At 73.5% G+C, this 12,263-nt stretch carries 14 protein-coding genes; 4 read left to right on the forward strand and 10 right to left on the reverse strand.

Annotation, left to right across the window (positions count from 1 at the left end; translation table 11 throughout):
* Position 1 precedes the first annotated feature (1 nt).
* From ACGFZL_RS22110 to ACGFZL_RS22120, 3 genes are all read right to left on the reverse strand, one after another.
* Positions 2–1,252, reverse strand: a complete 1,251-nt coding sequence (locus tag ACGFZL_RS22110; protein ID WP_393694020.1) for an FxsB family cyclophane-forming radical SAM/SPASM peptide maturase — start codon at positions 1,250–1,252, stop codon at positions 2–4.
* Positions 1,215–1,385 (reverse strand): hypothetical protein, encoded by a 171-nt coding sequence (locus ACGFZL_RS22115; RefSeq protein ID WP_355166992.1) that lies wholly within the window; start codon positions 1,383–1,385, stop codon positions 1,215–1,217. Before ACGFZL_RS22115 ends, ACGFZL_RS22110 begins: the two co-directional genes overlap by 38 nt.
* A gap of 126 nt (positions 1,386–1,511) precedes the next feature.
* Positions 1,512–1,835, reverse strand: coding sequence for a CU044_2847 family protein (locus ACGFZL_RS22120; protein ID WP_393694022.1), 324 nt, complete (start codon positions 1,833–1,835; stop codon positions 1,512–1,514).
* Between the two features lie 85 nt (positions 1,836–1,920).
* Here ACGFZL_RS22120 and ACGFZL_RS22125 point away from each other — a divergent pair, with 85 nt between their 5' ends.
* Entirely contained in the window at positions 1,921–2,808 is an 888-nt protein-coding gene (locus ACGFZL_RS22125; RefSeq protein ID WP_393694024.1) for a deoxyribonuclease IV, read from the forward strand.
* Between the two features lie 11 nt (positions 2,809–2,819).
* Here the strand turns inward: ACGFZL_RS22125 and ACGFZL_RS22130 are convergent, their stop codons facing one another.
* Positions 2,820–3,464: a sulfite oxidase-like oxidoreductase gene (locus ACGFZL_RS22130; RefSeq protein ID WP_355166987.1), complete on the reverse strand. Its 645-nt coding sequence runs from the start codon at positions 3,462–3,464 to the stop codon at positions 2,820–2,822.
* A 190-nt stretch (positions 3,465–3,654) separates the two neighbouring features.
* Between ACGFZL_RS22130 and bfr the strand changes: the two genes are divergently transcribed.
* Positions 3,655–4,173 carry a bacterioferritin gene (gene bfr / locus ACGFZL_RS22135; protein WP_393694026.1) on the forward strand — a complete coding sequence of 173 codons (519 nt, stop codon included), beginning with the start codon at positions 3,655–3,657 and terminating at the stop codon, positions 4,171–4,173.
* 13 nt (positions 4,174–4,186) lie between these two features.
* On the opposite strand, the gene ACGFZL_RS22140 is transcribed toward bfr, so the two are convergent.
* Both ACGFZL_RS22140 and ACGFZL_RS22145 read right to left on the reverse strand, forming a co-directional pair.
* Positions 4,187–4,411, reverse strand: a complete 225-nt coding sequence (locus ACGFZL_RS22140; RefSeq protein WP_355166983.1) for a (2Fe-2S)-binding protein — start codon at positions 4,409–4,411, stop codon at positions 4,187–4,189.
* 170 nt (positions 4,412–4,581) lie between these two features.
* Entirely contained in the window at positions 4,582–5,934 is a 1,353-nt protein-coding gene (locus ACGFZL_RS22145; RefSeq protein WP_355166981.1) for a class II 3-deoxy-7-phosphoheptulonate synthase, read from the reverse strand.
* A 117-nt stretch (positions 5,935–6,051) separates the two neighbouring features.
* On the opposite strand from ACGFZL_RS22145, the gene ACGFZL_RS22150 reads away from it, so the two are divergent.
* Positions 6,052–6,108, forward strand: a complete 57-nt coding sequence (locus ACGFZL_RS22150) for a trp operon leader peptide (RefSeq protein ID WP_078493144.1) — start codon at positions 6,052–6,054, stop codon at positions 6,106–6,108.
* A 118-nt stretch (positions 6,109–6,226) separates the two neighbouring features.
* A complete protein-coding gene (locus ACGFZL_RS22155; protein WP_393694029.1) occupies positions 6,227–8,116 on the forward strand; it encodes an anthranilate synthase family protein in 1,890 nt (629 codons plus the stop codon).
* Here ACGFZL_RS22155 and ACGFZL_RS22160 read toward each other — a convergent pair.
* The 4 genes from ACGFZL_RS22160 to macS all read right to left on the reverse strand — a co-directional run bounded on the left by ACGFZL_RS22160 (position 8,065) and on the right by macS (position 12,249).
* Positions 8,065–9,063 (reverse strand): 2-hydroxyacid dehydrogenase, encoded by a 999-nt coding sequence (locus ACGFZL_RS22160; RefSeq protein WP_393694031.1) that lies wholly within the window; start codon positions 9,061–9,063, stop codon positions 8,065–8,067. The two genes, ACGFZL_RS22155 and ACGFZL_RS22160, sit on opposite strands and share 52 nt — an antisense overlap.
* A gap of 123 nt (positions 9,064–9,186) precedes the next feature.
* On the reverse strand, positions 9,187–10,215 hold the full coding sequence (locus ACGFZL_RS22165; protein ID WP_355166975.1) for a 6-phosphofructokinase: 1,029 nt from the start codon (positions 10,213–10,215) through the stop codon (positions 9,187–9,189).
* 119 nt (positions 10,216–10,334) lie between these two features.
* Positions 10,335–11,012 (reverse strand): response regulator transcription factor, encoded by a 678-nt coding sequence (locus tag ACGFZL_RS22170; protein WP_355166973.1) that lies wholly within the window; start codon positions 11,010–11,012, stop codon positions 10,335–10,337.
* Positions 11,013–11,019: 7 nt separating this feature from the next.
* A complete protein-coding gene (macS, locus tag ACGFZL_RS22175) occupies positions 11,020–12,249 on the reverse strand; it encodes a MacS family sensor histidine kinase (protein WP_393694034.1) in 1,230 nt (409 codons plus the stop codon).
* Positions 12,250–12,263: the final 14 nt, after the last annotated feature.

A 12,263-nucleotide genomic window follows, 5' to 3' on the forward strand; every position in this document is an offset into this window, starting at 1 on the left:
GTCAGCGCTCCGCCGCGCGGGCGAGCCAGCGTCTGATGTGCCCGATGAGCAGCAGCAGGTCGGCGCAGTACACCGTCGGCCACCGGTATCCGGCGCCGGGCCGGTAGCGGTGCCCGTACTCGCCGCCGCCGCACACGGCCAGCTCCGGGCAGCCGAGGCACTCCTCGGCCAGCGCCCGCTCCCCGGCCTGCCGGGCGGCGAAGCCGGGGTGCAGCAGGACCTCGTCGAAGGAGTTGCGGAACACGTCGAGGCCGCTGGCGGAGGCGCCGTCGGCCCCGGTGCGCAGGGTGTCGTTCTGGTGCAGCGAGCCGTCGGCCTCGACGAACACCGAGACCGTGCCGGTGACGCCGACCCAGTCGAGCCGGGAGCGCCCGCCGAGCACCGTGTGCAGCAGCTCGTCCAGGATCCGCACGGAGGTCTCCTTGCCGGGCGCGCCGGCCCAGCGGTCGAAGACGGCCGCGAGCCACCGCCCGTGCGCGCCGGGCGGACCGGACGGCGGGGCGCCCCAGTGGCCGTGCGGCAGCAGGAAGTCGATCAGCGGGGGCCGGGTGGCGAGCAGCGACTCGTAGACGGCGACCGGGTCGCGCTCCACGTCCACCGTGCACAGCAACCCGGCGTAGAGCTGCGGGTAGGAGCCGGCGAGCAGGTGCAGACCGGCCTGCACCCGGTCGTAGGAACCGCGTCCGGCGCGGGTGCGGCGGTGCGCGTCGTGGGCGGCGCGGTCGCCGTCGACGCTGACCCCGACCCGCACCCGGTGCTCGGCCAGCGCGTCCAGCATCCGGGGCGTGAGCAGGGTGCCGTTGGTCTGGACGGTGAACTCGGCCTCGGCGCCCGCCTCCGCCGCGGCCTCCCGGACGGTGCGCACGATGCCGGCGACCCCGCCGGGTCCGGCGAGCAGCGGCTCGCCGCCGTGCAGCACGATCCGCACCCGGCCGAGGCCGTGCCGGGCGGCGTGCTCGGCGATGCGCTCGGCGGTGCGGGCGAGCACGGCGGGGCCCATGGCGTGCGGCTGGCGGCGCCAGGTGTGGTCGCCGTGCTCGTAGATGACGCAGTAGTCGCAGGCGAGATTGCACCGGCTGCGGACCTTGAGGACGAACTGGCGCAGCGGCGCGGGGCGCCAGCCGTCGGCGAGGAGCGCCGCGACGTCGACCGCCGGCCGCTCGGGCGCCCGCGGTCGCTCGGGCGCTCGTGGCAGCTCAGGCGTCCGTGGCCGCTCAGGCGCTCGCCTGCCAGCTGGTGTATTCGTCGTCATCGGACTGGGCGGCCTCCGTCTCCAGCCGCTCCAGGGCCACCGCGAGCACGGATCCCGGCAGCGCGCGCAGCGCGTCGATGGTGAATCCCGCGATGTCCGGCAGCCCGGACCCGACCCCCGTCGTCTCCTCCATGCCCCGTCCCCTTCCGGCCCTGAGGTTCCGGTCTCCCGGATGGTAGGCGGATCCCCCGCCGCCGCGGGAGCGGGCCGCCTCCCGCGCGGCCGGATCCGGACACCCCGCCGCACCGGCGCCGGGCGGCTACCGCTCCCACACGGCGCGCACGACGAGGTGCGCCTCGGTGGTCGCCTTGGCCAGCACGGCCCCGGCCTCCCCGCTGAGCTTCACCCCGAACTCCAGCTCCAGCCTGTCCGGGGCGACGTCGAGCGCGGTGATGCGCGCGTGCGCCTCCGCGGCCATCCGCCGGATGCCGTCCAGGGCCTCGTCGAAACCCTCCCGGGCCCGCCGCACCACGGTGCTGCCGCTGACCGAGATCTCCTGGAGCCCGTAGGCCGCCTCCTCGTCGGCCGGCTCCACCAGGACCCGCCCACCGTCCGGCAGCGCGAAACTGACGACCTCCGCCATGTGCACCCTCCCCCGGTTCACGTGTGCTGGTCCTCTCGTACCCGTGTCGGGGCCCCCGCCACACCCCTGGCATCCTGGAGAGGACATGAGCACCACATCCCGCCCCGCAGCCGCCGCCGTCCGCAATCCCGTCGGCGCCCACGTCCCGGTGGCCGGCGGCCTGCACGCCACCGGCCTCTCCTACGCCCGTGACCTGGGCGCCGAGGCCGTGCAGGTCTTCGTCGCCAATCCGCGCGGCTGGGCGACCCCGGTGGGGAACCCCCAGCAGGACGAGGCGTTCCGCGCGGCCTGCGCGTCCGAGGGGATCCCGGCCTACGTCCACGCCCCCTACCTGATCAACTTCGGCTCGCACACCGAGGCCACGGCGGAGCGGTCGGTCGAGTCGCTGCGGCACTCGCTGCGGCGGGGCCGGGAGATCGGGGCGCTCGGCGTGGTCGTGCACACCGGCAGCGCGACCGGCGGGCGGGAGCGGGCGGTGGCCCTGCGCCAGGTCCGCGGGCGCCTGCTACCGCTCCTGGAGGAGCTGACCCACGAGGACGATCCGTACCTGCTCCTGGAGTCGACCGCCGGGCAGGGCGCCTCGCTGTGCGCGCGGACCTGGGACTTCGGGCCGTACTTCGACGCGCTGGACGCCCACCCGAAGCTGGGCGTGTGCCTGGACACCTGCCACATCTTCGCCGCCGGACACGACCTGACCGGCCCCGACGGCATGCACCAGACGCTCGACCTGCTGGTGGACGCGGTCGGCCCGGGCCGGCTGCGGCTGATCCACGCCAACGACTCCAAGGACGTCGCCGGAGCGCACAAGGACCGGCACGAGACCATCGGCGCCGGGCACATCGGCGAGGAGCCGTTCCGGGCGCTGATGACCCACCCGGCGACCGAGGGGGTGCCGCTGGTGATCGAGACGCCGGGTGGCAAGGAGGGGCACGCGGCGGACGTGGAGCGGCTGAAGAAGCTGCGGGACACCTGAGCCCCCGGACGCTACAGCTCGGGGCCGTCCCCGGGTTCCTCCTGGTAGGAGTAGCGCTGCTCGCGCCAGGGGTCGCCGATGTTGTGGTAGCCGCGCTCCTCCCAGAAGCCACGGCGGTCGGCGGTCATGTACTCCACGCCGCGGACCCACTTGGGGCCCTTCCAGGCGTACAGGTGGGGGACGACCAGGCGGAGCGGGAAGCCGTGCTCGGCGGTGAGCAGCTCGCCGTCCTTGTGGGTGGCGAAGAGGGTGCTCTCGGCGGTGAAGTCGGCGAGCCGCAGGTTGGAGGAGAAGCCGTACTCCGCCCAGACCATCACATGGGTGACGCCCGGCGCGGGCGGCGCCAGCTCCAGGATCGTGCGGGCCGGGATGCCGCCCCACTCCGAGCCGAGCATGGTGAACTTGGTGACGCAGTGCAGGTCCGCCGTGACCGTGGTGTACGGCAGGGCGGTGAACTCCTCGTGCGACCAGCGGGGCGTGGAGCCGTCGGCGGTGGCGCCGAAGACCCGGAACTCCCAGCGCTCGGGGCGGAACTTGGGCACCGGGCCGTAGTGGGTGACCGGCCAGCCGCGCTGGAGCCGCTGCCCCGGCGGGAGGTCGAGGTCCACCGCACCACGGGCACCGCCCGCGCTCTCCTGTCCCTCCGGTCGACCCATGTCCCCATCCTGACAGACCCGGACCGATGCCCCCGACCCGGGCTTCCCGTGCCGGACGAAAGCCCAGGATGCCGACAATCCCGACTGAGCCTGTACTTACTTACTAAGTCAAGACTTACTGGACGATCTTCATCACCGATGCAATAGTGCGGCGCAACACGCCAGTTCCCGTTCTAAGGAGCTTCACGCGATGCAGGGCGACCCCGAGGTCATCGAATTCCTCAACGAGCAGCTCACCGCCGAGCTGACCGCGATCAACCAGTACTTCCTGCACGCGAAGCTGCAGGACCACAAGGGCTGGACGAAGCTGGCGCGGTACACCCGCGCGGAGTCCTTCGACGAGATGCGCCACGCCGAGGTCCTCACCGACCGCATCCTGCTCCTGGACGGCCTGCCCAACTACCAGCGGCTCTTCCACGTCCGGGTGGGGCAGACGGTGACCGAGATGTTCCAGGCCGACCGGGAGGTCGAGATCGAGGCCATCGACCGGCTGCGCCGGGGCATCGAGGTGATGCGCAACAAGAACGACATCACCTCGGCGAACATCTTCGAGGCGATCCTGGCCGACGAGGAGCACCACGTCGACTACCTGGAGACCCAGCTGGACCTGGTCGAGAAGCTGGGCGAGTCGCTCTACCTGACGACGGTCATCGAGCAGGCCCAGCCGGACGCCTCGGGACCGGGCACCGGCGGCTTCTCCACCAGCTGACCCGCGGGAGGCCCTACGCGGCCTCCGGCAGCTCCGCGAGAACCGGCCGGCCCTGGTCGGCGAGGCCGCGGCGCGGGCAGGATCCGCGCCCGAGGAGGGCCTGGATGCGCCGCACGCAGCCGCCGCAATCGGTGCCCGCCTTGCAGGCGGAGGCGATCTGCCGGGGCGTGCACGCGCCGGCCGCCGCGTGGCTCTTCACCTGTTCCTCGGTCACCTGGAAGCAGCTGCAGACGAACACGCGGAGGTCACCTCCCGGGCGGGGTAAAGGTCGTGCCGAACCGGCGACCTGGGGACCCGGGAAGCGGTGAGGCAAACCTAACCTTACCCAGAGCGGCCGAACGGCAAAAGCGGATGGGGCGCGGATCCCTTGTGACCCGCGCCCCATTCAGCCGTGTCCGGCCGCCGCCCTCACTGGTCCCGGTACATCTCCGCCACCAGGAAGGCCAGGTCGAGCGACTGGCTGCGGTTGAGCCGCGGGTCGCAGGCCGTCTCGTAGCGCTGGTGCAGGTCGTCGACGAAGATCTCGTCGCCGCCGCCCACGCACTCGGTGACGTCGTCGCCGGTCAGCTCCACGTGGATGCCGCCCGGGTGGGTGCCGAGGCCCTTGTGGACCTCGAAGAAGCCCTTGACCTCGTCAAGCACGTCGTCGAAGCGGCGGGTCTTGTGCCCGGAGGCCGCCTCGAAGGTGTTGCCGTGCATCGGGTCGGTCACCCAGGCGACGGTGGCGCCGGAGGCCGTGACCTTCTCCACCAGCTCCGGGAGCCGGTCGCGGATCTTGTCCGCGCCCATCCGGACGATGAAGGTCAGCCGGCCGGGCTCGCGGTCGGGGTCGAGGCGCTCGATGTACTGCAGCGCCTCCTCGGGCGTGCTGTTCGGGCCGAGCTTGATGCCGATCGGGTTGCGGATCCGGGAGGCGAACTCGATGTGCGCGTGGTCCAGCTGCCGGGTGCGCTCGCCGATCCACACCATGTGCCCGGAGACGTCGTAGAGCTGCCCGGTGCGGGAGTCGACGCGGGTGAGCGCCGACTCGTAGTCGAGCAGCAGCGCCTCGTGGGAGGCGTAGAACTCGACCGTCTGGAACTCCGCCGGGTCGGTGCCGCAGGCCCGCATGAAGTTCAGCGCGTTGTCGATCTCCCGGGCGAGCTGCTCGTAGCGCTGCCCGGAGGGGGAGGACTTCACGAAGTCCTGGTTCCAGGCGTGCACCTGGCGCAGGTCGGCGTAGCCGCCGGTGGTGAAGGCGCGCACCAGGTTCAGCGTGGAGGCCGAGGCGTGGTACATGCGCTTCAGGCGCTCCGGGTCAGGCACCCGGGCGGCCTCGGTGAAGTCGAAGCCGTTGACCGAGTCGCCGCGGTAGGTCGGCAGGGTCAGGCCGTCGCGGGTCTCGGTGGGCTTGGAGCGCGGCTTGGAGTACTGCCCGGCGATCCGGCCGACCTTCACCACGGGCACGGAGGCGGCGTAGGTGAGGACGGCGCCCATCTGGAGCAGCGTCTTCAGCTTCTGGCGGATGTGGTCCGCGGACACCGCGTCGAAGGCCTCGGCGCAGTCGCCGCCCTGGAGGAGGAACGCCTCTCCCTTGGCGACGGCCGCCATCCGGGCGCGCAGCTGGTCGCACTCGCCCGCGAAGACGAGCGGCGGATACGACTCGAGGTCCGCGATCACTGCGCGCAGAGCCTCGGTGTCGGGGTACTCGGGCTGCTGCGCCGCGGGCAGGTCTCGCCAGGTGTTGCCAGCGCCGGCGCTGGTCTTAGCGTTCACGGTCACGACGTCAACACTACGGGGTCGTACCGGGGCCTCCGCGCCATGCCCATGGAATGAGACAGGGAGTACACCCTGCGGACAGGGGGTCCCGCCGGGCCGTCGTGCGGTACGCTCCGGCTCATGTTCGCGCATTCGACCCGTACCTGGTGGTGGACCGCTCATCCGGCGGCCCACTGACTGCGCGTAGCTCGAGACTTCGCGAAGGCCGCCCGAGAGGCGGCCTTCGGTGTTTTCCGGACCCTGGCCGTTCCTCTCGCCGATCATCTCCCGCCGATCACCGAGAAGGACACGGACCATGACACAGCTCGACCGGCTGCTGACCGACCCCCGCCCCTTCGCCCTGCTGCGCCGCCGCACCCCGGGCCGCGACCACGACACCGTCGAGCTGCTGCTCGGCCCCGTCACCGAGCACGACCGCCTCGCCGACCTGCCCGCCGAGGGGCTCGCCCTGGTGCCCTTCCGGCAGATCCGGGAGCGCGGCTTCGACATCCGCGACGACGGCACCCCGCTGCTCGTGCTGACCCCGGAGGAGCGGTACGAGATCCCGCTCGCCGACGCCCTGGCCCAGCTGCCCGCCGGCGAGGTGCGGGTCGAGGGCGGCGGCTTCGACGTCGGGGACGAGGAGTACGCGGGGATCGTCGGCCGGGTCCTGGAGGAGGAGATCGGGCGCGGCGAGGGTGCCAACTTCGTCATCCGGCGCACCTACGAGGGCACGCTCCCGGGGTTCGGCCGGGCCACCGCCCTGGCGCTGTTCCGGCGGCTCCTGGAGGGCGAGCGGGGCGCCTACTGGACGTTCGTCGTGCACACCGGGGAGCGGACGCTGGTCGGCGCCAGCCCCGAGGTGCACGTGCGGATGTCGGGCGGGACGGTGGTGATGAACCCGATCAGCGGCACGTACCGCTACCCGGCGGGCGGGCCGACCCCCGAGCACCTCCTCGACTTCCTCGGCGACGCCAAGGAGACCGAGGAGCTGTCCATGGTGGTCGACGAGGAGCTGAAGATGATGTGCACCGTCGGCGACATGGGCGGCGTGGTCGTCGGGCCCCGGCTGAAGGAGATGGCGCACCTCGCGCACACCGAGTACGAGCTGCGCGGCCGGTCCTCCCTGGATGTGCGGGAGGTGCTGCGGGAGACCATGTTCGCGGCGACGGTGACCGGCTCGCCGGTGCAGAACGCCTGCCGGGTGATCCAGCGGCACGAATCCGGTGGGCGCGGGTACTACGCGGGGGCGCTGGCCCTGCTCGGCCGGGACGCGGGCGGCGCGCAGACCCTCGACTCCCCCATCCTGATCCGCACCGCCGACATCGACGCCGCCGGGCGGCTGCGCGTCCCGGTGGGCGCCACGCTGGTGCGGGGTTCGGACCCGGCCGGGGAGGTGGCGGAGACCCACGCCAAGGCGGCCGGGGTGCTGGCCGCGCTGGGGGTCCGCCCGGGCCGGCCGCGGGCGGAGGCGGCGCGGCCCCGGCTCGCCGACGACCCGCGGGTACGGGCCGCACTCGACGGGCGCCGGGCCGCCCTCGCGCCGTTCTGGCTGCGGATGCGGGAGGAGCCGTCGGGGGCGCCGGCCGGGCACGCCTTGGTCGTTGACGGGGAGGACACCTTCACCGCGATGCTGGCGCACGTGCTGCGCTCGGCCGGGCTCGCCGTCACCGTCCGGCGCTACGACGAACCGGGGCTGCGCGAGGCGGCGCTCGGGCACGAGGGGCTCCTCGTCCTGGGCCCGGGCCCCGGGGACCCCTCCGACACCGCCGACCCGAAGATGCGCTTCCTGCGCGCCCTCACCGCCGACGTGCTGCGCGGCCACCGGCACGGCGTGCTGGGCGTCTGCCTCGGCCACGAGCTGATCGCGGCGGAGCTGGGCCTGGACGTCGTCCGCAAGGAGGTGCCCTACCAGGGGGCGCAGACGGAGATCGAGCTGTTCGGGCGGCGGGAGACGGTCGGCTTCTACAACAGCTTCACCGCCCGCTGCGACGACGAGGCCGCCGCGGAACTGGCCGCGCACGGCGTCGAGGTGAGCCGCTCGGCGGGCGGCGAGGTGCACGCGCTGCGCGGGCCCGGCTTCGCCGGCGTGCAGTTCCACCCGGAGTCGGTGCTGACCCTGGCCGGCGCGGTGATCGTGCGGGAGCTGGCGGGTCAGGTGGCCCGGGGCACGAGCACGTTCTCCGAGCGGCGTCCGGCGCGGTAGTCCAGGACGTTGGCGAGGGTGGCGTCGACGATCTGCCGGACGGCGTCCTCGGTGTAGTACGCCTGGTGCGAGGAGACCAGGACGTTGGGGAAGGTGACGAGGCGGGCCAGGGTGTCGTCGGCGATGGCCTCCAGGGACTTGTCGAGGAAGAACAGGCCCGCCTCCGCCTCGTAGACGTCCAGGCCCGCCCCGGTGAACCGCCCGGCGCGCAGCTCCTCGACCAGGGCGGCGGTGTCGATCAGGCCGCCCCGGCTGGAGTTGACCAGGATCGCGTCGTCCCGCATGGCCTTCAGGGCCCGCGCGTCGATCAGGTGCTGGGTCTCGGGCATCAGGGGGACGTGCAGGGTGACCAGGTCGGCGGCGGCGAGGAGGTCGTCCTTGGGCACGTAGGTCATGCCCAGCTCCCGGCAGGCCGGGTTCTCGGCGACGTCCCAGCCGAGCAGCCGCATGCCGAAGCCGTGGGCGATCCGGGCGAACGCCTCGCCGATCTTGCCGGTGCCGAGGATGCCGGCGGTGCGGCCGTGCAGGTCGCGGCCCATCAGGCCGTCGAGGCGGAAGTCGAAGTCCCGGGTGCGGGTGGCGGCCCGCACGATCCGCCGGTTGACGGCCATCGCCAGCGTCCACGCGAACTCCGCGACCGCGTACGGGGAGTAGTACGACACCCGGGCGACGGTCAGGCCGAGGCGCTCGGCGGCGGCGAGGTCGATGTTGTTGAAGCCGGTGGAGCGCTGGGCGACCATCCGGGTGCCGCCGGCCGCGAGGATCTCCAGGACGCCCGCGCCGAGGTCGGCGTTGACGGAGGTGGAGACGATCTCGTGGCCGGCCGCGATGGGGGCGGTGTCCTCGCTGAGGAAGACCTCCAGGCTGTGCACGGCCGCGTGGCCGGCGAACGCCTCCTCGATCAGGGGCCGCTCGTCGGCCTGGACGCCGAAGGCCAGGATCTCCATGACCGCTCCCGTTCTGTGCCGGTGCCGGGCGGACCCCCTTGAGGGCCGACGATACGGGCCCGGGGCGGGGAGCGCCGGTCGGGGCGGGGCGGGTCGGGTCAGGTCAGGTCAGGTGGGGTCGGGTCAGCCGAAGAACACCCCCACCTCCGCGTAGAGCGCCGGGTCGACGGTCTTCAGCCGGGCGGTGGCCTCGGAGATCGGGACCCGCACGATGTCCGTGCCGCGCAGGGCGACCATGCTGCCGAACGCGCCGTCGCGCACGCAGTCCACGGCGTGCAGGCCGAACCGGGTGGCGAGCCAGCGGTCGAAGGCGCTGGGCGTGCCGCCGCGCTGCACGTGCCCGAGGACGGTGGTCCTGGCCTCCTTGCCGGTGCGCCGCTCGATCTCCTTGGCCAGCCACTCCCCCACCCCGGAGAGCCGCACGTGCCCGAAGGAGTCGAGGGACCCGTCCTTGAGCACCATCTCGCCGTCCCGCGGCATCGCGCCCTCGGCGACGACCACGATGGGCGCGTAGGACGCCCGGAACCGGGAGGTCACCCACTCGCAGACCTGCCCGGTGTCGAAGCGCTGCTCGGGGATGAGGATGACGTTGGCGCCGCCGGCCAGCCCCGAGTGCAGGGCGATCCAGCCGGCGTGCCGGCCCATCACCTCCACCACCAGGACCCGCATGTGGGACTCGGCGGTGGTGTGCAGCCGGTCGATGGCCTCGGTGGCGATGCCGACCGCGGTGTCGAAGCCGAAGGTGTAGTCGGTGGCGGACAGGTCGTTGTCGATGGTCTTGGGCACGCCGACGCAGGGCACGCCGTACTCGTCGGTGAGGCGGGCGGCGACGCCGAGGGTGTCCTCGCCGCCGATGGTGACCAGCGCGTCGACGTCGAGCTTGGCGAGGTTGTCCTTGATGCGGCGTACGCCGTCGTCGTGCTGGAAGGGGTTGGTGCGCGAGGAGCCGAGGATGGTGCCGCCGCGGGGCAGGATGCCGCGCACGGCCGGGATGTCGAGGCGGACGGTGTCGCCTTCCAGGGGGCCGCGCCAGCCGTCCCGGAAGCCGGTGAAGTCGTAGCCGTACTCCTGGACGCCCTTGCGGACGATCGCCCGGATCACTGCGTTGAGGCCGGGGCAGTCGCCGCCCCCGGTGAGTACTCCGACCCGCATGGAAGTGTCCCTTCGCCGGCGTTGCCGAGTGCGGTGCGTGAGCTGTCTCACACGGTAGCGGTGACGTGGGTCACTTCGGCAGGGGGCGTCGGGGGCCTCGCGGGCCGGGCGAGGCCGGGTCAGTCGTCGTCGAGGCCGCGCTCGATGGCGTAGCGGACCAGCTCGACGCGGTTGTGCAGTTGGAGCTTGCCGAGGGTGTTCTGGACGTGGTTCTGCACGGTGCGGTGGGAGATGACCAGGCGTTCGGCGATCTGCTTGTAGCTGAGGCCCTTGGCGACCAGGCGCAGCACCTCGGTCTCCCGGTCGGTGAGGCGGGGCGCGCCCGGTTCGCCGGTGTCCTTCGCGGGGGCCGGTTCGGAGGCGAGGCGGCGGTACTCGCCGAGGACCAGGCCGGCCAGGCCCGGGGTGAACACCGCGTCCCCTGCGGCGGTGCGGCGCACGGCTTCCCGCAGCTCCTCGGTGGAGGCGGACTTGAGCAGGTAGCCGGTGGCGCCGGACTTCACCGCCTCCAGGACGTCTGCGTGCTCGCCGCTCGCCGAGAGCACCAGGACGCGCAGCCGGGGGTCGGCGCCGACGGCCTCCTTGCAGACCTGCGCGCCGGGCTTGCCGGGCAGGTTGAGGTCGAGGACGAGGACGTCCGGGGCGGTGGCGCGGGCGCGGCGCACCGCCTGCTCGCCGTCGCCCGCGGTGGCGACCACCTCGAAGCCGGACTCGGCCAGGTCGCGGGCGACGGCGTCGCGCCACATGGGGTGGTCGTCGACGACCATGACCCGGATCGGACCCTGCTGTTCGCTCACGCTCGGCTCACTCTCCTCGTCGTACCGGGCCGGTGGGGGCGGCCTTCGGGACCGCCAGTTCGACCTCCGTGCCCTGCCCCGCCACCGAGACCCACTCCGCCGTGCCGCCGAGGTCGCGCAGGCGGCCCCGGATGGAGAGGGCGACGCCGAGCCGCCCCTCGCCCTCGGCCTCGGCGAGCCGCCCCTCGGGGATGCCGGGGCCCTCGTCGCGGACGGTGACGATCACCCGGTCCGGCTCGTCCTCGACCAGGATCCACGCGCGCGCGTCCGCGCCGACGTGTCGGCGGACGTTGTCCAGGGCGGCCCCGACGGCGGCGGCCAGCTCCCGGGCCGCCGGCGCGGGCAGCGGGACCGGCGCGCCGGGCTCGGCGAGGTGCACGCGCGCGCAGGCGTGCGGGGCGAGCAGCGCCCGCAGGTCGGCGACGGCGTCCTGGACCTCGGGGTCGGGCTCCTCCACCACGCGGACCAGCGCGCCCTCGGCGGCGTCCTCGGAGACCCGGGAGACCGGCACCAGGCCGCCGGAGACCAGGGTGCGCAGGGCGATCTCCTGCTCCCCGGCGAGCCGGCCGAGGTCGGCCGCCTCGCCGCCGAGGACGGCGCCGCGCCGCTGCACCATCGCGAGCACCTGGAGCACGCTGTCGTGGATGTCCCGGGCGAGGCGCTCGCGCTCCCGGGTGGCGGCCTCGATCTCCAGGGCGCGGGCGAGGGTGCGCTCGGAGGCGCGGGCGACCTCGACGACGTAGCCGATGGCGATGGCGGCGACCCAGACGAGGACCACGTTGTGCACGGTGTCCCGGGCGGGGCTCCCCCGTTCCGCCAGGTTGGCGAGGGCGACCAGGGTGGAGGCGAGGGCGGCCCAGCGCCAGCCGCCCTTGAGGGCGAAGGCGAGGACCGAGCCTGCGGTCCATATCGAGGGCAGCGTCGGGCCGCCGTCCACGATGCGCGCGTGGGCGTCGGTGGCGGGGGTGAGCAGGATGCCGGTGAGCGCGATGGTGAGGTCGGCGGCGAGGAAGGGTTTCGTGCAGCTCGCCGCGCCGGCGACCCTGGGCAGGGTGGCGAGGGTCCACACGGCGAGGACGGCCAGATAGCCGATGGCGAGCCAGGGGCGGTGGAAGCCGTCGTAGGCGGAGGCGAAGAAGCCGATCGCGTACAGCATGGTCAGGACGCGGTAGGCGGTGAGCGCGCGCCACAGCGGCTGCTCGACCGACATCCTCATGACGCGCTCGCGTCCGGGCATGCGCCCCTCCCCCG

The organism is Streptomyces sp. NPDC048182 (genome assembly GCF_043202555.1).
Lineage (GTDB): Bacteria > Actinomycetota > Actinomycetes > Streptomycetales > Streptomycetaceae > Streptomyces.

What these genes read in the sequence shown, in the direction of transcription:
- ACGFZL_RS22110 (WP_393694020.1), bottom strand. Translation starts at nt 1,252, where the DNA reads ATGACGACGAATACACCAGCTGGCAGGCGAGCGCCTGAGCGGCCACGG.
- ACGFZL_RS22115 (WP_355166992.1), bottom strand. Translation starts at nt 1,385, where the DNA reads ATGGAGGAGACGACGGGGGTCGGGTCCGGGCTGCCGGACATCGCGGGA.
- ACGFZL_RS22120 (WP_393694022.1), bottom strand. Translation starts at nt 1,835, where the DNA reads ATGGCGGAGGTCGTCAGTTTCGCGCTGCCGGACGGTGGGCGGGTCCTG.
- ACGFZL_RS22125 (WP_393694024.1), top strand. Translation starts at nt 1,921, where the DNA reads ATGAGCACCACATCCCGCCCCGCAGCCGCCGCCGTCCGCAATCCCGTC.
- ACGFZL_RS22130 (WP_355166987.1), bottom strand. Translation starts at nt 3,464, where the DNA reads ATGGGTCGACCGGAGGGACAGGAGAGCGCGGGCGGTGCCCGTGGTGCG.
- bfr (WP_393694026.1), top strand. Translation starts at nt 3,655, where the DNA reads ATGCAGGGCGACCCCGAGGTCATCGAATTCCTCAACGAGCAGCTCACC.
- ACGFZL_RS22155 (WP_393694029.1), top strand. Translation starts at nt 6,227, where the DNA reads ATGACACAGCTCGACCGGCTGCTGACCGACCCCCGCCCCTTCGCCCTG.
- ACGFZL_RS22160 (WP_393694031.1), bottom strand. Translation starts at nt 9,063, where the DNA reads ATGGAGATCCTGGCCTTCGGCGTCCAGGCCGACGAGCGGCCCCTGATC.
- ACGFZL_RS22165 (WP_355166975.1), bottom strand. Translation starts at nt 10,215, where the DNA reads ATGCGGGTCGGAGTACTCACCGGGGGCGGCGACTGCCCCGGCCTCAAC.
- macS (WP_393694034.1), bottom strand. Translation starts at nt 12,249, where the DNA reads ATGCCCGGACGCGAGCGCGTCATGAGGATGTCGGTCGAGCAGCCGCTG.